Origin of the sequence: Flavobacterium sp. FlaQc-28, assembly GCF_044007415.1 — a bacterium.
In the GTDB taxonomy this organism is placed as follows: Bacteria; Bacteroidota; Bacteroidia; order Flavobacteriales; family Flavobacteriaceae; genus Flavobacterium.
In genome coordinates, this window is the sequence record NZ_JBIPCM010000003.1 from 50075 (window position 1) to 69184 (window position 19110).

The window sequence follows — 19110 nt, forward strand, 5'->3', positions numbered from 1 at the left end:
ATCATAGAAAATAAATAATTAAAAATAAATAGAATGTCAGACGATAAGAAAGTAATTTTCTCAATGCAAAAATTGAGTAAAACCTATCAAGGAGCAGACAAACCGGTACTTAAAAACATTTATTTGAGTTTCTTTTACGGAGCTAAAATTGGTATTTTAGGACTTAATGGTTCTGGAAAATCTTCTCTTTTAAAAATTATTGCAGGAGTTGATAAAAACTATCAAGGAGATGTAGTTTTTCAGCCTGGTTATACAGTAGGTTATTTAGAGCAAGAGCCAATCCTTGATGATTCTAAAACTGTTATCGAAATTGTTCGTGAAGGAGCTGCTGAAACGATGGCTGTTTTAGAAGAATACAATCAAATTAATGATTTATTTGGTCTTGAAGAGAACTACTCAGATCCAGATAAAATGGATAAATTGATGGATCGTCAGGCAGCTTTACAAGATAAAATTGATGCTCTTGGTGCTTGGGAGATCGATACTAAATTAGAAATCGCAATGGATGCGTTACGTACGCCGGAAGGTGATACGCCAATTAAAAACCTTTCAGGAGGTGAGCGTCGTCGTGTAGCTTTATGTCGTTTGTTGCTGCAACAACCAGATGTATTACTATTAGATGAGCCAACCAACCACCTTGATGCTGAGTCTGTACTTTGGTTAGAGCAGCATTTAGCACAATATTCAGGAACTGTTATTGCTGTAACGCACGACCGTTATTTCCTTGATAATGTTGCTGGTTGGATTCTTGAGTTGGATAGAGGAGAAGGTATTCCATGGAAAGGAAATTATTCTTCTTGGTTAGATCAAAAATCAAACCGTATGGCTCAAGAAGAAAAAGTAGCTTCTAAACGCAGAAAAACGTTAGAGCGTGAGTTAGAATGGGTTCGTCAAGGTGCAAAAGGACGTCAAACCAAACAAAAAGCACGTTTACAGAATTACGATAAATTATTAAATGAAGACCAAAAACAATTGGATGAAAACTTGGAAATCTACATTCCAAATGGTCCTCGTTTAGGTACGAATGTTATCGAAGCTAAGAATGTTGCCAAAGCTTTTGGAGATAAATTATTATATGATAATTTGAACTTTACTTTGCCGCAAGCTGGTATTGTTGGAATTATTGGACCAAATGGTGCTGGTAAATCGACCATTTTTAAAATGATTATGGGAGAACAAGCGACAGATAGTGGAGAATTTTCTGTTGGTGATACTGTAAAAATCGCTTACGTAGATCAATCTCACTCAAACATCGATCCGAATAAATCTATTTGGGAGAACTTTGCTGATGGTCAGGAATTGATTATGATGGGAGGAAAGCAGGTTAATTCAAGAGCTTATTTATCTCGTTTCAATTTTGGCGGTGGTGAGCAAAACAAAAAAGTCTCAATGTTATCAGGTGGTGAGCGTAACCGTTTACACTTAGCAATGACTTTAAAAGAAGAAGGGAACGTACTTTTACTGGATGAGCCTACGAATGACCTTGACGTAAATACACTTCGAGCTCTTGAAGAAGGTTTAGAGAATTTTGCTGGTTGTGCGGTAATTATTTCTCACGACAGATGGTTCTTAGACAGAATTTGTACACACATTTTAGCTTTTGAAGGAGATTCTGAAGTATATTTCTTCGAAGGAAGTTTCTCTGATTATGAAGAGAATAAAAAGAAACGTCTTGGCGGTGATTTAACTCCAAAACGTTTGAAATACAGAAAATTAATTAGATAATAATTATCTAAGAATGTAAAAAGCCTCAATTTCAATTGAATTTGAGGCTTTTTTAATGTCTATTTTTATTAGAGTAATTATCTGTCTAAATGACCAATCTGCGACGGCAGTTCAAATATTTCAAGATCAAAATAAATAACCGAAGCCATAATGTGGTCAAAAATATCAGACATAATGTATTCGTAATTTGCCCAGCGTTTATCACTCGAAAACGCATAGATTTCTAATGGCACGCCATGAGCACTAGATTGCAATTGTCTACACATAATATGCATATCCTTATTCAATCCTGGATGTGTTACAAGATACTGCATAATGTATTTTCTAAATAAACCTAAGTTAGTCATATTACGACCGTTAAGGGCGAGAGATTTATCTATTCCTCTAAGGTCGTTATACTTCTCAATTTCAGCTTGCCTTGTTTCGATATAAGAACTTATCAGCTGTACTTTTTTCATATGATTCAGATCATCATTATTCAAAAAGCGAATACTGCTGCTTTTTATCAAAACGTGTCTTTTTATACGTCTTCCGTCAGATTTTTGCATTCCGCGCCAGTTCTGAAAAGAATCTGAACTCAAAGCATACGTTGGAATCGTTGTTATTGTATTGTCAAAATTTCGAACTTTTACAGTTGTCAAATTAATTTCGATAACATCACCATCTGCACCAAACTTATCCATTGTAATCCAGTCGCCAATACGAACCATGTCGTTAATAGCAACCTGAACACTTGAAACAAATCCTAAAATCGTATCTCTAAAAATTAAAATAATAATTGCCGAAAGTGTTCCTAGAATAGTCAGCAATTCGCCTTTCTTAATTCCGAATAAAGTCGAAATAATCATGGCAACACCAAAAATCCAAAGCACGATCATAATAACCTGAACAAAACTGTCAATTGGTTTGTCGCTGTATTCTGGTTTTTGCTTTAAATAATCACGAAGCGCATTAAAAATAGTTCTGATAATCCATAAACTAATCAAAACAATATAAATTCCGACTATTTTTCCAAACATCAATTCCCAATATTCGTACTTATCCAAAATAATTGGAACAGCTTTATAAATAAAGAAAAATGGAATTAAATAGGCGGTGTATTTGGTTGTTTTGTTATGAATTAAATAATCATCAAATTTTGTTTTTGTACGCTGTGCAAAAACAGCAGTTAAAGTAACCAGAACAAATTTTGCGGCATAATAAATGGCGTAAGCCAAAGCTATCATAACGGCAATATTAAAAATCAGGCTGATGTATGACGCAACATTGCGGTTCATCCCCCAATCTCTAAAAAGCGGATATAAAAAATTAAATATTTTATCCAAAAATTTATGCATTACTTTCTAAATACTTTTTCTCAATATAGAATGTTCCAAAAGGAATTAATGATGCAACAAGAATAATTAAAAAGGTTTTAAAATCCCAATTTTGAGATTTTCTCAACAATACTGCTAATATAATGTAGCCAATAAATAAAACACCATGTGTCATTCCTAACGGGCGTAATAAAGTATGATATAGTTCTGGGTTGTTAGTTTTAATAAAAAGCATATTAGCAAACAATACTAAATAAGAGATTCCCTCTAAAATCGCAGTAACTTTAAAAATCTTGAGCATATATTTGTTTTTTTGAAATTATAGCAGCAAAATTAAGGATTCTGGTTGGTTTTTGAGTTATGTATCAATAAAGTAATTTACTTTTACAATCTTAAACTTTGATAATGAGTAAGCGTGATTTAAAAAAATATTTAACCGAATTGAGTAAAGAACAACTTGAGGAGCAGCTTATGGAGTTGTATGAAAAATTCAGCCCTATAAAAGTGTATTATGATTTTGTTTTTAATCCAAAAGAAGACAAGCTTTTACAAGAATCTAAGGTTAAAATTTCGCAGGAATATTTTCCTGTAAAAAAAGCAGGTACAAAACGGTATCCAAAAGCAAAATTGCGTCGTTCTGTAGCTCAAAAAATTATCAAACATTTTATTATGCTTGGTGTTGATCCATTTATTACAGCAGATATAATGTTGTATAATATCGAAATTGCACAAACTTATTCTTCTCAAAACTTTGTGAAGCAAGAATTGTTTTACAAAAGCATGTTAAATTCATTTGAACAAGCTGTTAACTTTATAATTTCGAATGGAATTTTAGCAGAATTTAAAACAAGAATTGAAGGAATAAATGAAATAGTTTTAGAACAAAAATGGAGAAATAAGTACGATTTTGAAGCTATTTTAGACAAATTAAGCCTTTAAAATGCATTCCCATAAAAAATCTTATTTATAAAAAAACATTTATTTTAGGTTAAAATAAGATGAATAACTGTTTTTTCGGTGTATTTTTGCAAAAATCCAAAAATAAACAATGTCTCAAAACACTTTAGAAATAGAAAGAGAAGAGAAAAAAGAACTTTATGCATACCAAAAAGGCGATATCGATGCCATTTTTGAACGTCTAGATAATGCTCCTTCAAAACATCATTTATTATATCAATTGCCTACAGGCGGTGGAAAAACTGTGATTTTTTCTGAAATCGTTCGTCGCTATTTATCTAATAATGATAAAAAAGTAGTGGTACTAACACACCGTATTGAACTTTGTAAACAAACCTCAAAAATGTTGAAAGGTTTTGGTGTAAGCAATAAAATTATTAACAGTAAAGTAAAGGAACTGCCTGATCAAAACGATTTTTCATGTTTTGTGGCGATGGTTGAAACTTTAAAAAACCGTATCAACGATGAAAAACTGCATCTTGATAATATTGGTTTGGTTATTATTGATGAAGCGCATTACAACTCATTTAGAAAATTATTAAACTCATTTAAAAATGCTTTTATTCTTGGAGTAACAGCAACGCCTTTGAGTTCGAATATAAAATTACCAATGCATCAAAGTTATGATGAACTTATTGTAGGTGATACAATTGGTTCATTGATTGATCAAGGATTTTTGGCTAGAGCAACAACTTATAGTTATGATGTTGGTTTAACTTCGCTTAAAGTTGGTATAAATGGTGATTATACCGTAAAATCATCTGATGATTTATATACAAATACTTTAATGCAGGAGAAATTACTGCATGCCTATACAGAACGCTCTTTAGGAAAAAAAACGTTGATTTTTAATAATGGTATCCACACTTCTTTATATGTATATGAAACATTTAGAGAAGCAGGTTATGATATTAGACACTTAGACAACACGAGCAGTTCTGAAGAACGTAAAGATATTTTGCAGTGGTTTAAGAAAACTCCGGATGCTATTTTAACTTCGGTTGGAATTTTGACAACTGGATTTGATGAACCTACAGTTGAAACTATTATTCTAAACAGAGCGACAAAATCATTAACTTTATACTATCAGATGATTGGTCGCGGATCTCGTAAATTACCTGGTAAAGACGAATTTACAGTTATTGATTTAGGTAACAATGCGGCTCGTTTTGGATTATGGAGCGAACCAGTAAACTGGCAGCACATTTTTAAATCTCCAGAATTTTATCTTGAAAATCTAAGAGACGATACTGAGATCGAAATGTTTTTTAAATACACGATGCCGCCCGAGTTAAGAGCAAAATTCAGCAAAACTGCCGAAGTCACTTTTGATGTAGATGAAGAGCATAAATTGGCGATAAAACAAAACTTACGTTCTAAAATTGTATTAGACAAATCATTAGATCAACATGCAGCAATGTGTGTCGATAATACAGAGACACTTCAAGAAGCAAAATCATTGTCTAAAGAATTAGATGACGATATTGAGTGTCGTATTAAGCGTTATGCAAAATGTTTAAGCCAATGCAGTAAAAACTACCGCGAATGGCTTCTTGATGATTACAAGCAGAGATTGACCTTATTAGTAGGTAAAAAATATCGTGAAAAAATCATGAACGAACCAGATTGATAATTTGAAGTTCTATTTGTTTCAGATTTCATGTTTCAAGTTATTGGAATCTAAACAAAATAATGATCTTAAAAGGAGAAATCACATTTCAGAGTAATTCATTCTATTGTGATTTCTCCTTTTCGAATTAATAAAACTTATTTTTAAGTTTTGAAAGTAACCTGAAACTTGAAACAAATAAAAACAAAACAAACAAAGATAAATCATGTCTAAACAATTCTCAACATTAGGTCTATCAGCACCAATTTTAAAAGCTTTAGGCGAATTAAACATTGTTGAACCTACAGAAATACAACAAAAAACAATTCCGCTTTTATTGACTGAATCCCATGATGTTGTAGGTTTAGCCAAAACAGGAACCGGAAAAACGGCTGCTTTCGGATTGCCTTTATTACAATTAATTGATACTGAATTACCAGTTGTTCAAGCTGTTATTCTGGTACCGACAAGAGAGCTTGGTCATCAGATTTTTAGAAATTTAGAAGATTTCTCAAAACATATTCCAAATATTTCAATTGCAGCAACTTGCGGTGGAATTCCTATAAAACCTCAAATCGAGCGTCTTACTTCGCCAACACATATTGTTGTGGCAACACCTGGACGTTTAATTGATTTAATTCAAAGAAAAGCAGTTGATTTAAAACAAACTCAATATTTAGTTTTGGATGAAGCCGATGAAATGGTTTCGATTCTAAAAGAAAGTTTAGATGAAATCGTTGCTGAGCTTCCTAAAAAGCACCGTACTTTATTATTCTCAGCTACTTTGCCGGGAACAATTAAGCAGTTGATTCAGAATTACTTAAACAAAAATGTAGTTCAGGTAAGTGCTAGTATGGAAGTAATTGGAAACCAAGGTATTGATCATGAATATATTGTAGTAGATCCAATTGAAAAATTAGATGTTTTAATGCATTTTCTTAATTCAAAAGATGGTGAACGCGGTATTATCTTCTGTAAAACTAAAGCTGCCGTCAATAAATTAGCTAAAAATCTAGCAATAAATCGTTTCTCTTCTGGAGCAATTCACGGGAGTTTATCGCAGGGAATTCGTGACAGAATTATGGAGCAGTTTCGTGAAGGACATATCAATATATTAGTAGCGACCGATTTAGCAGCAAGAGGAATTGACGTGAAAGAGATTTCTTATGTTGTAAATTACCATTTACCAGATGCTTACGAAACTTATGTTCATAGAAGCGGAAGAACAGCGAGAGCAGGAGCAAAGGGACTTTCTTTAACCGTTTTACAGGAAGAAGAAGTTGCAGAAATTGCCGATTTTGAAAGAGAACTGGGATTGAAGTTTTCTGAGTTCAAAAAGCCTTCAGCATTAAGTATTGAAGAAAATAATACGCTTTTATGGGCAAAACAAATCTTCAAAACCAAACCAAATCATGATATTTCAAATGATCTAAAAACAAAAGTTAAAACAGTTTTCCATCATCTTACCAAAGAAGAATTGATAGAAAAGTTGTTAGCCAATTATGTTCTTCAAAACAAAATCGATGTAGTTGAAAAACCTGTTAAAAAATTCAAAAAGTAACAAGCATGACATTTATCATTGCATATTAAAGTTGTATATTTATAAGGTATTATTCTATAATCCTACTTAATAACAACATATAATATGAAGATAGTCATCATAGGAGGTGGTTTTGCAGGAATCAATCTAGCAAAGGAACTTGTAAACCACCCTCAAATACAGGTTACTCTTGTAGATAAAAACAATTATAACTTTTTCCCGCCGCTGATATATCAAGTTGCTACAGCATTTTTAGAACCTTCAAGCATTAGTTATCCTTTTAGAAAATTTTTTGCAGGAAAAAAAAACCTGCAGTTCCGTTTAGGCGAATTACTTTCAGTAGTTCCTGCTGAGAATAAAATTATACTTAATAACGGCGAATTGACTTACGATCATTTGGTTTTTGCAACTGGAGCTGAAACCAGTTATTTTGGAATGGAAAATGTAATGAAAAATGCCATTCCGATGAAGACCTTAAATGATGCTATCGAAATGCGTAATACACTGCTTAAAAACCTTGAAAAAGCAGCAATTACAAAAGATATTCGTAAACGCCGTAAATTATTAACCATTGTTGTTGCAGGAGGAGGACCAACAGGAGTAGAGGTTTCAGGAATGTTTGCTGAAATGCGAAAAAACATTCTGCTAAAAGAATATCCCGAACTAGAAACATCTGCCAGCAATGTTTATTTAGTCGATGGGGGAGACGCTCTCCTTTCGCCAATGAGTAAAGCTTCGCAAAAAGATACTTTAGAGGCGCTTACAAATTTAGGAGTTGTAGTAAAATTGCACACTCGAGTAACGGATTATGTTGATGATACTGTCTTTTTTGAAAATGGAGAAAAGATTCAAACCAAGAACTTAATTTGGGCAGCTGGAGTTTCTGCAAAACTTTTTGACGGAATTCCACAAGAAAGTTACGGACGCGGCAGACGTATGGCAACAAATGAATACAATAAAGTAAATGGTTTTGAAAATATTTATGCAATTGGTGATACCGCAATTTTAGCTGGAGATAAAAACTTTCCTGACGGGCACCCGCAAGTTGCACAAGTTGCTATACAACAAGGGTTAAACCTAGCTAAAAACTTTAAAGCAATAGCGCAGAATAAACCTTTAAAAGCATTTGCTTATATAGACAAGGGGTCAATGGCAATTATTGGAAAAAATAAAGCAGTAGTTGATTTGCCAAGCCCTAAATGGCATTTTAAAGGATTTTTTGCTTGGGTAATTTGGTTGTTTATTCACTTAATTTCCTTGATCACATACAGAAACAGATTGAATACTTTCTGGAATTGGATGGTTGCTTATTTTGCAAGGGATCAGTCACTTAGAATGATTATTAGACCTGATAAAAGATCTTAAAAAGTAAATATAATCTCAATATTAAAAATTCCAAATTCCAGAACTGGAACGAGCATAAAAAAACAGAATCTTTTTAGATTCTGTTTTTTTTATAAGTAAACGAAATTTTTGGAATTTAAGTATTGGAATTTAAAAAGTTAGTGCCCAATCACCACATTATCATTTCCAGATAATTCTACTTTATGTTTAATAAAGCGTTTTCCAATATTTAGAACAATAAAAGCTGTTATTGTTGTTGTTGTCATAATAGCAACCATTGGCGCAATAGAATCTTTTACAAAAACACCAATCGCAAATGATGCAAAAGCACCAATTCCTAATTGAATTGCGCCCATTAATGCAGAAGCACTTCCAGTATTTTTTGCAAACGGAGCCAAAGTTAATCCAGCTGTATTTGGATTTGAAATTCCTAAACAAGCCAAGAATAAAAACAACATTCCAATAGTTTCATATAATCCCAAAAGATTATTTAAAGATAAAATTAGAAAAACAATGCTTACCACAGATTGCGAAATCAAAGCGCCGTAGATCATTTGCTCACTAGAAAATCGCTTCAATAAAATAGAATTTAATTGACTAGAACCAATAAAACTTACAGACATAAATGCAAAAATCCAACCATAAGTTTTAGCATCGACATGGTAAATATCCATAAAAATAATAGGAGAGGCTGCTACATACGAAAATAATCCAGAAAAAGCGATTGCTCCAGTAAAAGCATAAGTATAAAACTGTGGTTCTTTTAATACTTTTAGAAAATTGGTAATAATGGGTTTTGGTTTTAAAGATATTGACGGGTCTGGTTTATAAGTATTTGGCAGACCAATTTGCGAAGCTGCCAGAATAAAAATTCCCATAAACATTAAAATCAAAAATACAGTATGCCAGCCAAAATCCTCAGTAACATATCCGCCGACTGTTGGTGCTAACATTGGCGAAAGCCCAACGACAAGCATTAATAACGAAAAAACTTTAGGAATATCTTTGACAGGAAATAAATCTCTAACCATTGCAACTGATGCAACAGTGGCAGCACAACTTCCAATGGCTTGAACAAAACGTAAAAATATAAACGAATCAATATTAGTCACATATATACAGCCTAATGAAGCTAAAATATAGACTAATAAACCAATAAATAATGGCTTTTTTCGTCCAAATCTATCTAATAATGGCCCGTAAAGCAATTGCCCAGCTGAAATTCCAACAAAATAACTAGACAAACTCATAGAAACTTTTGCAACAATTGTGTTCAAATCTTTTGCAATATCAGAGAAACCTGGTAAATACATATCGATTGAAAACGGACCGAGTGCAGTTAAAGAACCTAAAATAAGTATGAGTTTAATATATTTTTTTGTAGTCATTTTTTGAAATAAAAGGCGTTTAATTTTTTGCAAAGGTAAAGATTTCATATCTTGTAATAGAATTAAACACATTTATATCTAAAACAAAGCATTATTAATCCTAAAAATTAAGTAATTATGAAGAAGTATATTTTGTTGTTATCGCTAGCTTTTACAGCTGTTTCATTTGCACAAACAATTACATCAAAAAAAGAAGATGTGAGTATTGAACAGTACGAATTATTAAAAAAAGTAAATCAGTATTATCCTGATATCACATTAAACAAAACAATTACAAATTTTTACGCTGACGGAAATATAATCGATTCTCAGCAAGAATTTGACGTTAGTTCGTCAAAATTTTCAAGTTATAAAATTGGCATTGAACCAGGAAATAAAAAATTATCATTTGAGTATGTTTCTGATGAAACTGGAAAAGTTTATGGCGATGTTTCAATTTTTAAAGGAAATGCTTTAAGAACAACTTTTTCTGAAAAAAACAATGAAATAAACGTTTCTTTAAATGGTAAGTCGGTTTATTTGAAGAAATTGAAACAATAGACAATATTAGTAAAAAGCATCACAATTGTGGTGCTTTTTAGATTATCAGCCGTTCTTACGGCTGATTTATTAATGGTGTATAATTTGAACTATAATTTATATTATGTAAAATAGAAAATTCAAGACATGAGAATCTCATAAATACACTTCTGCATTAAAATTTTGTAAATATTCAAATCTTAGCGATCTTATAGTGTACACTCCTTAGAAAGTCATTATACAAAAAAGAATATTTTTGAAATGACAAAATGCATTTTAAAGCCTTGAATTTGCTAAATCTTAACATTTCTTTAAAATAATCACTTTCTAATCAAGATGCGTTCAAAGTGAAACTAAATTTTATTATTTTTACATTAGATACTTTAAAAAAAATATCAACTCTATGAATACAATTGCTGAGCATATTGCAGATTTTTTAAAAGAATACCCGCCGTTTGATAATTTAACTTTTCAAGAATTATCAGAAATTGCAACTAATATTCGTGTTATCAATTTAGAAAAACATGCTGTATTGTTTCAAAATAATGATTTATTGCACGACAGTTTTTATGTTGTTGCTTCTGGCATCATTAATTTGACAACAATTGCTGATGCTGAGGAAACAATTATAAATAAATGTCATGAAGGCGATATTTTTGGTTTACGTCCATTTTTTGCCAAAAATAACTACATGATGACTGCAAAAGCGCGTGAAGAAAGTATAATTTATGCTATTCCAATTGCTGTTTTTAGACCATTTGTGGCTAATAATCCTGACGTTTTAAATTTTCTGTTGGAAAGTTTTGCAATAAATTCAAGACATACGAAAGATAATGTGCGTTCTAATGGAAAATTAGATGCTGACAACAGCTATATAGATCAGCAGTCAGAAATGCAATACATACAATCTCTAGCCTATAATAACTCGCCGTTAACAACTGAGGCGCATCATATTGTAAAAGATGTTGCGATTTTAATGACGGAAGCTATGGTAGATAATATTGTGGTTACTGAAAAAACAAAACCAATTGGTATTGTTACAAATGCTGATTTGTCTTCAAAAATTGCAACTGGCCGTTATCCAATATCAGAAACTATAGACAAAATTATGTCCTCGCCTGTTGTGACCGTAATTGAAAACGTTTCTTTAGCCGAAGCACAGTTACTTATGTTGAAACATAATGTATCACATTTATGCGTAACAAAAGACGGAACAAGTAAATCTGCGGTAAAAGGAATTATTTCTGAGCACGATTTAATTGTAGCTCAAGCAAGTAACCCAGGTGTTTTAATCAAAGAAATTAAGCGTTCGCAGCTGCCAAAAGACTTAAAACAAATACGTGATCGATTATCTGATTTAATTCAGAATTCAATTCAAAAAAACATACCAATTTCTCATATCAGCAATATTGCGAGTGAGATTAATTTGGCAATCATAAAACGTGCTGTCGAATTATCAATTTTAGATTTAGGCTCACCTCCTGCTCGATTTGCGTGGTTAAGTATTGGAAGTCAAGGTCGTAAAGAACAGCTTTTATTAACAGATCAAGACAGTATCTTGATTTTTGAAGATGTAGCTCCTGAAAAATACAGAGAAGTAAAAGACTATTTTTTAAGACTCGCAAAAAGAACCACTTCTATTCTTGAAAAAGTAGGCTACGAATATTGTCCAAACGGACATATGGGCAGTAATATGCTTTGGTGTAAGTCATTGACAGACTGGACGAAACAATACAACAGCTGGATGAATACTCCAGGTGAAAACAGCAATGATTTAAGTTCGATTTTCTTTGATTATGAGATCGTTTTTGGCGAACCAAAGATTGAAGAAGTGATTGAAAATGTGATTTTTAAAAACGCTGTAAACAATACTTTGTTCTTCGACTTTTTAGGAAACGATGCCTTAAAGAGAAATTCTCCTTTAAGCTTTTTCAAAAAATTCATTGTAGAGGAAGACGGCCCGCATAAAACTAAATTTGATATTAAAACCCGTGCTTTAATGCCGTTGATTGATGGCGCGCGCTTGTTAATTTTGAATGCGAATATAAAAGGAATTAAAAACACCTATTTAAGATTCAAACAATTAGCAATTACTGATTCTAAAAATGCCGAAATATATTTAAGTTGTGCTGAAGCTTTTCTAACACTTTCAAAGTTTAGAACGGTCGAAGGTTTAAAGAATGATGATTCTGGACAATATATTAATCTAAGAGAAATGTCTAAAACAGACAAAGAAAAGTTAAAAAATGCTTTAACCCCAATGAAAGACCTTGAGGAACTTATTAAGAGTAAATTTCAACTTACACAATTCTCGTAAATATGCTAGACTGGCTTAAAAATATTAATAAAGAATATCCGGATTTTTGGAAGGATTACTTGACTAAATTAGAAACAAAACCTTCCAAGTTTGTAGTGTTGTCAACTGAAACATCTGGTTTAAATCCAAATAAAGACGTTATTCTGTCTTTGGGAGCATTTTCTGTTGTGGAAGACAGTATTTTAATTAAAGAAAATTTTGAGGCCGTTTTACTTCAGTATAAATTTCTGCAGGATAACGGACTGTCAAATGAGTTTATCATTGAAAGTAAAATGATGAAAATGCCTGAACCTGATGCGGTTGAAGCTTTTGTCAATTTTATTGGAAATGCAATTCTAGTGGGGCATCATATCAATTTTGATATAGAAATGCTTAATGCGGCTTTGGAAAGATTAAATTGCGGCAGATTAAAAAATGAAGCTTTAGATGTAGATGTTATGTATCGCAAATTAACAGACATTAACGACAAGCAGTTTTCATTAAATGATCTATGCGAAATTTACAAAATTCCAAAAAGTGATCGAAATTCTTCAGCTGAAGATGCTTATAAAATCGGACTTTTATTTCTGAAATTGAAGTCTCGATTGGGAATAAAATAGTTTTAAAAACAGCATAAAAAAAGCCTCTTAAATTTAAGAGGCTTTTTATTTTGTGCTTAAAGGAAGATTATTTTCCTTTTCTGCGTTTGCGTTCTGCTTTTATCATTGATAATTCACGGCTTGTTTGTCCTGCAACCGAAGTATTTTCTTCAGCACGACGAATCAAGTATGGCATAACATCTTTTACAGGTCCAAAAGGAAGGTATTTAGCAACATTATAACCATTCTCGGCTAAGTTGTAACTAATATTATCGCTCATTCCGTACAACTGTCCAAACCAAATTTTGTTATCATTTTTTGCAATACCTCTTTGAGCCATCATTTCCATAAGTTTATAAGAACTTAACTCGTTATGAGTACCTGCAAAAATTGACATCGTTTCTAAATGGTCTAACATATAATGTACAGCGCTGTCATAATTCACATCTGTAGCTTCTTTAGAAACACAAATTGGCGAAACATAACCTTTTTCTTCTGCGCGCTTGTTTTCTTTTTCCATGTAAGCACCGCGAACCAATTTCATTCCAATAAAAAAGCCTTCTTGCTTAGCAATTTCATGTAGTTTTTTCAAATAGTCCAAACGATCCCAACGGTACATTTGCAATGTATTAAATACAATTGCTTTCTCTTTATTGTATTTGCGCATCATTTCGGTTACTAGATCATCAGCTGCATCTTGCATCCAGCTTTCTTCCCCATCAATTAATAATGCAACATCTTTTTTATGTGCTTCGCTGCAAACTTGGTCAAAACGAGCTACTACTCTATTCCATTCAGTTTGCTCTGCTGGAGACAATGTTTGTTTTTCTCCTAGTTTTTCATATAATTCAAAACGTCCTAAACCAGTTGGTTTAAAAACGGCAAAAGGAATTGCTAAACGCTCTTTTGCAAATTCAATAGTTTTTAAGGTCATTTGTAAAGCAGCATCAAACTGCTCCTCCTCTTCTTTTCCTTCAACAGAGTAATCTAGTACAGATGAAACTCCTTTTGTAAACATTTTATCTACTACTGTAATACAATCGTCTTCGTTTACACCACCGCAAAAATGGTCAAAAACGGTAGCACGGATTAATCCTTCAACAGGAAGATGTGCTTTGATTGCAAAATTAGTAACAGCAGTTCCAATTCTTACTAAAGGCTCACTGTCAATCATTTTAAAAAGAAAATAAGCCCTATCAAGTTCAGTATCACTTTTTAGTGAAAATGCAACTTGTGTGTTATCGAATATTTTTTCCATTAAGTTTAGTTTTTATGCAAATATAAAGAGTGTTTTGAATATTATTTACTAAACAGGGGCAAATTTTTCGGTATCGTTAATAACATTCTTAGAAATATCAAATTATTTAGGTAAAAATTTACTTTTAGGGAAATATGTATTTATAAAAGTGTCCATTTTCTTCTTTTAGAACTGTCGTAAAGCTTGATTTTAAAACAAAATAGCATCAAAAATTGAATAATTATTGCTTAAAAATGCCTTATTTTGCGCTTTCAATTAACCTAAGAACTTATGAAGTCTATTCAAGCCAATAATTATCTGGTACATTTTAACCAAAATGCATACGAAGCTTTAAATAAACATTTAAAAGAGAATAAATATTCTAATCTTTTTATAATTGTTGATGATCAAACAAATGAATTTTGTCTGCCTAAGCTTTTGCCGGTAATTGAAACGGATCTTAATATCGAAATTATTGAGTTTGAGGCTGGAGAAGCTAACAAAAATATAGAAACTTGTATTCAAATCTGGAATGTACTTACTGAACTTGGTGCCGACAGAAAATCACTTGTAATTAATCTTGGCGGCGGTGTTGTTACAGATTTAGGCGGTTTTGTAGCTTCTACTTTTAAAAGAGGTGTCGATTTTATTAATATTCCAACTACCCTATTGTCTATGGTAGATGCTTCGGTTGGAGGAAAAACAGGAGTAGATTTAGGGAATCTAAAAAACCAAATAGGTGTTATTAATGTACCGCAAATGGTTTTAATCGATACAGATTACCTTCAAACTCTGCCACAAAGTGAAATGCGTTCTGGTCTTGCCGAAATGTTAAAACACGGCTTAATATATGATGCTGCATACTGGAAACAATTTTTAGACTTAAAAGAGATTGATTACGACGCCCTAGATCAACTGATTTATCGTTCTGTAGAGATTAAAAATGAAATAGTAATTCAGGATCCAACTGAAAAAAACATACGAAAAGCATTGAATTTTGGACACACTTTAGGTCATGCAATAGAAAGCTACTTTTTAGAAAGTGAAGACAAGACTACTTTGTTGCACGGAGAAGCAATTGCAATTGGTATGATACTGGAAAGTTATATTTCTTTGCATAAAAACTTAATTTCTGAAGCAGAGTACAACGAGATTAAAACTGCAATTAAGAGTATTTATGATGATGTAAAAGTGGAAGAAAATGACATAGATCCGATCCTTGAATTGCTCGTTCACGACAAAAAAAATGAATACGGTTTAATTCAATTTGCCTTGATTGAAGGAATCGGTAAAATAAAAATTAATCAATCCGTTGAAAATAAATTGATTCTAGAGGCGTTTCAAGATTATAAATCTTAAACTTTTTTTAATAAAAAGCATTGCTTTAGGTATATATTATTTTTTACATTTGCCACGATGAAAACAAACAATAAACAAAGACAATTCAGCTCTTACAGAAACCGTCTCAACAGTTCTTTACTAAGAATGTTGAACCGTTTTTATAATAGTAAAAGTCCGTTTTGTTTTGATGTTTTCCAATGTTCAAAAGCCGAACACGAAAAACTGCAAATTATATTTGCCAATATTAGAGTTTGAATTTTAGATTTAGCACAGTATCCTAAATTTAAAAATTACAACTTAAAATATTGAAAAATAAATGAATACAAAATATTCTGATCTAATAAATCAAACATACTACTTTCCACAAACGGAGTTTAAATTAAATAAAGACAACCTTCAGTTTCACAATATCGATTTGATGAAATTGGTTGAACAATATGGTACGCCATTAAAGTTTACTTATCTTCCTCAGATTTCTGAAAACATCAACAAAGCAAAAGCTTGGTTCAGAAAATCAATGGAAAAAAACAAATACGAAGCAAAGTATTACTATTGTTATTGTACAAAAAGCTCTCATTTTGAATATATCATGAATGAAGCTTTCAAAAACAATATTCATATCGAAACATCGTCTGCTTTTGATGTTAATATAGTTGAGAATTTATTAGAAAACGGAAAAATCAACAAAAGTACTTATGTAATTTGTAATGGTTTTAAAAGAGACGAGTATATTACTAATATTGCGAGATTAATCAATAACGGACATAAAAATACTATTCCGATTATTGATAACTACGAAGAACTTGATTTGCTTCAAGGTGAAATCAAAGGAAAATTCAAAATTGGAATTCGTATCGCTGCCGAAGAAGAGCCTAAATTTGAATTTTATACTTCTAGATTAGGAATTGGTTATAAAAATATCGTTTCATTCTACAAAAAACAGATTCAGGAAAATGATAAATTAGAGCTTAAAATGCTTCACTTTTTCATTAATACTGGAATTAATGATACATCATATTACTGGAATGAGCTTGTAAAATGTATTAAAGTATACATTGCACTTAAAAAGGAATGCCCTACTCTAGATGGTTTGAACATTGGAGGCGGTTTCCCTATTAAAAACTCACTTGCATTCGAATATGATTATCAATATATGATTGATGAAATTATCAATCAAATTAAAATTGCTTGTGATGAAGCCGAAGTTGATGTGCCAAACATTTTTACTGAATTTGGTTCATTTACAGTAGGCGAAAGCGGCGGAGCTATCTATCAAATCTTGTATCAAAAACAACAAAATGATAGAGAAAAATGGAATATGATCGACTCATCATTCATTACAACTTTGCCAGATACTTGGGCTATAAACAAACGTTTTATTATGCTGGCAATTAATCGCTGGAATGATACTTACGAACGGGTTTTATTAGGTGGTTTGACTTGTGATAGTGACGATTATTACAATTCAGAGCAGAATATGAACGCGATTTATCTGCCTAAATACAACAAAGAAAAACCGCTTTATATTGGTTTCTTTAATACTGGTGCGTATCAAGAAACTATTGGAGGTTACGGAGGGTTACACCACTGTTTAATTCCACAGCCTAAACATATTTTAATTGATCGTGATGAAAATGGTATACTGGCTACAGAGGTTTTCTCTGAACAGCAGACTTCAGACGATGTATTGAAGATTTTAGGGTACAAGAAAAAATTGTAAAAAAAAAGAATGCAAATTAAAAGTTCATACTTAAAAAATTATTAATTTGCATAACAACGTAAGAAGGTTAAAAGCTTTTAATTCAAAAAAAAAAATAAAAAACAAAAACAAATGAAAGGACCAATCAGTCAGTTTATTGAAAAACATTATTTACACTTTAATTCTGCTTCACTAGTAGATGCAGCCAAAGAGTACGAGCAACAATTAGCAAACGGATCTAAGATGTTGGTAAGTATGGCTGGAGCAATGAGTACTGCAGAAATTGGTAAAATTTTTGCTGAAATAATTAGACAAGATAAAGTACAAATTATTTCATGTACTGGAGCCAATCTAGAAGAGGATATTATGAATTTAGTAGCTCATTCGCATTACGAAAGAGTTCCTAATTACCGTGATTTGACACCAGAAGACGAATGGGCTTTGCTTGAAAAAGGCTTGAATCGTGTTACAGATACTTGTATTCCTGAGCATGAAGCCTTTAGACGTTTACAAAAGCACATCTACAAAATCTGGAAAGATGCTGATGATAATGGAGAACGTTATTTTCCACATGAATTCATGTACAAAATGTTATTATCAGGCGTTCTTGAAGAATACTACGAAATTGATTTAAAAGACAGCTGGATGTATGCAGCTGCCGAAAAAAATCTTCCAATTATCGTTCCAGGATGGGAAGATAGTACAATGGGAAATATTTTCGCATCATATGTTATTAAAGGAGAATTAAAAGCCTCAACAATGAAATCAGGTATTGAGTACATGACTTTCCTAGCGGACTGGTACTCAAAAAACAGCCAAAACGGTATCGGGTTTTTCCAAATTGGTGGTGGTATTGCAGGAGATTTCCCTATCTGCGTTGTACCAATGCTTTACCAAGATATGGAAATGCATGACGTTCCATTCTGGAGTTACTTCTGTCAAATATCAGATTCTACAACAAGTTACGGTTCATATTCTGGAGCAGTTCCAAATGAAAAAATTACTTGGGGTAAATTAGATATTAAAACTCCAAAATTTATTATTGAGTCGGATGCTACAATTGTTGCTCCATTAATTTTTGCATATTTATTAGATTTATAGGATATTTTTATGAAGAGAGTTATAGTAGACTACGCTAAACTTACCAATGAAATTTTAAACCTTTTAGTAGAAAAATTTCCTGATGGTTATGATGATTCGGATGTTATCCGTTTTAGAAACGCTAAAAACGAATTAGTAGAAGCTGTTGAAGTTCGTACTGAAGACACTATTTATTTAGTAAAAATTAGTACTAAACTTGCAGATAGAATCGAAAATTACGACGAAGATGACGATATCGATCTTGATGTAGATACAATCGAGCCGGTAAAAGGAATCGATCTTGATAACGATGACGATGATGATGACGAAGATGATGATAATCAAGACAAACCTGATTCAGATGGCGGCGATGACGAGGATGATGAAGACAAAGATGATATAGCTGACGACGACGAAGATGAAGATGATGAAGATTAGTCATTTTCTTTTTAAATAAAAT

16 protein-coding genes are annotated in these 19110 nt (G+C 32.1%); 12 read left to right on the forward strand and 4 right to left on the reverse strand.

Annotated elements, in window-relative coordinates; translation table 11 throughout:
- The first annotated feature begins 33 nt into the window (after positions 1-33).
- Entirely contained in the window at positions 34-1725 is a 1692-nt protein-coding gene (ettA, locus tag ACHRVL_RS09745; RefSeq protein ID WP_089055672.1) for an energy-dependent translational throttle protein EttA, read from the forward strand.
- Positions 1726-1802: 77 nt separating this feature from the next.
- Here ettA and ACHRVL_RS09750 read toward each other — a convergent pair whose 3' ends face one another.
- Positions 1803-3062, reverse strand: a complete 1260-nt coding sequence (locus ACHRVL_RS09750) for a mechanosensitive ion channel family protein (protein ID WP_395412254.1) — start codon at positions 3060-3062, stop codon at positions 1803-1805.
- Complete coding sequence (locus tag ACHRVL_RS09755; protein WP_089055674.1) at positions 3055-3342, reverse strand: DUF3817 domain-containing protein; 288 nt, start codon at positions 3340-3342, stop codon at positions 3055-3057. The genes ACHRVL_RS09750 and ACHRVL_RS09755 overlap by 8 nt, the downstream gene beginning before the upstream one ends.
- A 104-nt stretch (positions 3343-3446) precedes the next feature.
- Here ACHRVL_RS09755 and ACHRVL_RS09760 point away from each other — a divergent pair, with 104 nt between their 5' ends.
- The 4 genes from ACHRVL_RS09760 (at position 3447) to ACHRVL_RS09775 (ending at position 8512) form a co-directional block, all read left to right on the forward strand.
- Complete coding sequence (locus ACHRVL_RS09760) at positions 3447-3980, forward strand: DUF6155 family protein (protein ID WP_395412256.1); 534 nt, start codon at positions 3447-3449, stop codon at positions 3978-3980.
- A gap of 109 nt (positions 3981-4089) precedes the next feature.
- Positions 4090-5628, forward strand: a complete 1539-nt coding sequence (locus tag ACHRVL_RS09765) for a DEAD/DEAH box helicase (protein ID WP_089055676.1) — start codon at positions 4090-4092, stop codon at positions 5626-5628.
- Positions 5629-5833: 205 nt separating this feature from the next.
- Positions 5834-7168: a DEAD/DEAH box helicase gene (locus ACHRVL_RS09770; protein WP_395412258.1), complete on the forward strand. Its 1335-nt coding sequence runs from the start codon at positions 5834-5836 to the stop codon at positions 7166-7168.
- An 84-nt stretch (positions 7169-7252) separates the two neighbouring features.
- Positions 7253-8512 (forward strand): NAD(P)/FAD-dependent oxidoreductase, encoded by a 1260-nt coding sequence (locus tag ACHRVL_RS09775; protein ID WP_089055678.1) that lies wholly within the window; start codon positions 7253-7255, stop codon positions 8510-8512.
- A gap of 137 nt (positions 8513-8649) precedes the next feature.
- Here ACHRVL_RS09775 and ACHRVL_RS09780 read toward each other — a convergent pair whose 3' ends face one another.
- Positions 8650-9879 (reverse strand): multidrug effflux MFS transporter, encoded by a 1230-nt coding sequence (locus tag ACHRVL_RS09780; RefSeq protein ID WP_395412260.1) that lies wholly within the window; start codon positions 9877-9879, stop codon positions 8650-8652.
- A 117-nt stretch (positions 9880-9996) separates the two neighbouring features.
- On the opposite strand from ACHRVL_RS09780, the gene ACHRVL_RS09785 reads away from it, so the two are divergent.
- The 3 genes from ACHRVL_RS09785 to ACHRVL_RS09795 all read left to right on the forward strand — a co-directional run bounded on the left by ACHRVL_RS09785 (position 9997) and on the right by ACHRVL_RS09795 (position 13314).
- Complete coding sequence (locus ACHRVL_RS09785; RefSeq protein WP_089055679.1) at positions 9997-10419, forward strand: hypothetical protein; 423 nt, start codon at positions 9997-9999, stop codon at positions 10417-10419.
- Between the two features lie 382 nt (positions 10420-10801).
- Positions 10802-12715, forward strand: a complete 1914-nt coding sequence (locus ACHRVL_RS09790) for a DUF294 nucleotidyltransferase-like domain-containing protein (protein WP_395412262.1) — start codon at positions 10802-10804, stop codon at positions 12713-12715.
- A gap of 2 nt (positions 12716-12717) precedes the next feature.
- A complete protein-coding gene (locus ACHRVL_RS09795) occupies positions 12718-13314 on the forward strand; it encodes a 3'-5' exonuclease (RefSeq protein ID WP_089055690.1) in 597 nt (198 codons plus the stop codon).
- Positions 13315-13381: 67 nt separating this feature from the next.
- Here ACHRVL_RS09795 and ACHRVL_RS09800 read toward each other — a convergent pair whose 3' ends face one another.
- Positions 13382-14551 carry a proline dehydrogenase family protein gene (locus ACHRVL_RS09800; RefSeq protein WP_395412264.1) on the reverse strand — a complete coding sequence of 390 codons (1170 nt, stop codon included), beginning with the start codon at positions 14549-14551 and terminating at the stop codon, positions 13382-13384.
- Between the two features lie 270 nt (positions 14552-14821).
- On the opposite strand from ACHRVL_RS09800, the gene aroB reads away from it, so the two are divergent.
- From aroB to ACHRVL_RS09820, 4 genes are all read left to right on the forward strand, one after another.
- Positions 14822-15889, forward strand: a complete 1068-nt coding sequence (gene aroB, locus ACHRVL_RS09805; protein ID WP_395412265.1) for a 3-dehydroquinate synthase — start codon at positions 14822-14824, stop codon at positions 15887-15889.
- Positions 15890-16187: 298 nt separating this feature from the next.
- Complete coding sequence (locus tag ACHRVL_RS09810) at positions 16188-17591, forward strand: arginine decarboxylase (protein ID WP_089057813.1); 1404 nt, start codon at positions 16188-16190, stop codon at positions 17589-17591.
- Positions 17592-17702: 111 nt separating this feature from the next.
- Entirely contained in the window at positions 17703-18671 is a 969-nt protein-coding gene (locus ACHRVL_RS09815) for a deoxyhypusine synthase family protein (RefSeq protein ID WP_089055694.1), read from the forward strand.
- A 9-nt stretch (positions 18672-18680) separates the two neighbouring features.
- Positions 18681-19088 carry a DNA primase gene (locus tag ACHRVL_RS09820; protein WP_089055695.1) on the forward strand — a complete coding sequence of 136 codons (408 nt, stop codon included), beginning with the start codon at positions 18681-18683 and terminating at the stop codon, positions 19086-19088.
- Positions 19089-19110 lie beyond the last annotated feature (22 nt).

Excerpts from the sequence above, each read along its gene's own strand:
- ACHRVL_RS09820 (WP_089055695.1), top strand. The coding sequence starts at position 18,681 with ATGAAGAGAGTTATAGTAGACTACGCTAAACTTACCAATGAAATTTTA.
- ACHRVL_RS09770 (WP_395412258.1), top strand. The coding sequence starts at position 5,834 with ATGTCTAAACAATTCTCAACATTAGGTCTATCAGCACCAATTTTAAAA.
- ACHRVL_RS09795 (WP_089055690.1), top strand. The coding sequence starts at position 12,718 with ATGCTAGACTGGCTTAAAAATATTAATAAAGAATATCCGGATTTTTGG.
- ACHRVL_RS09815 (WP_089055694.1), top strand. The coding sequence starts at position 17,703 with ATGAAAGGACCAATCAGTCAGTTTATTGAAAAACATTATTTACACTTT.
- ACHRVL_RS09785 (WP_089055679.1), top strand. The coding sequence starts at position 9,997 with ATGAAGAAGTATATTTTGTTGTTATCGCTAGCTTTTACAGCTGTTTCA.
- ACHRVL_RS09800 (WP_395412264.1), bottom strand. The coding sequence starts at position 14,551 with ATGGAAAAAATATTCGATAACACACAAGTTGCATTTTCACTAAAAAGT.
- ACHRVL_RS09755 (WP_089055674.1), bottom strand. The coding sequence starts at position 3,342 with ATGCTCAAGATTTTTAAAGTTACTGCGATTTTAGAGGGAATCTCTTAT.
- ACHRVL_RS09760 (WP_395412256.1), top strand. The coding sequence starts at position 3,447 with ATGAGTAAGCGTGATTTAAAAAAATATTTAACCGAATTGAGTAAAGAA.
- ACHRVL_RS09750 (WP_395412254.1), bottom strand. The coding sequence starts at position 3,062 with ATGCATAAATTTTTGGATAAAATATTTAATTTTTTATATCCGCTTTTT.
- aroB (WP_395412265.1), top strand. The coding sequence starts at position 14,822 with ATGAAGTCTATTCAAGCCAATAATTATCTGGTACATTTTAACCAAAAT.
- ACHRVL_RS09780 (WP_395412260.1), bottom strand. The coding sequence starts at position 9,879 with ATGACTACAAAAAAATATATTAAACTCATACTTATTTTAGGTTCTTTA.
- ettA (WP_089055672.1), top strand. The coding sequence starts at position 34 with ATGTCAGACGATAAGAAAGTAATTTTCTCAATGCAAAAATTGAGTAAA.
- ACHRVL_RS09775 (WP_089055678.1), top strand. The coding sequence starts at position 7,253 with ATGAAGATAGTCATCATAGGAGGTGGTTTTGCAGGAATCAATCTAGCA.
- ACHRVL_RS09765 (WP_089055676.1), top strand. The coding sequence starts at position 4,090 with ATGTCTCAAAACACTTTAGAAATAGAAAGAGAAGAGAAAAAAGAACTT.
- ACHRVL_RS09810 (WP_089057813.1), top strand. The coding sequence starts at position 16,188 with ATGAATACAAAATATTCTGATCTAATAAATCAAACATACTACTTTCCA.
- ACHRVL_RS09790 (WP_395412262.1), top strand. The coding sequence starts at position 10,802 with ATGAATACAATTGCTGAGCATATTGCAGATTTTTTAAAAGAATACCCG.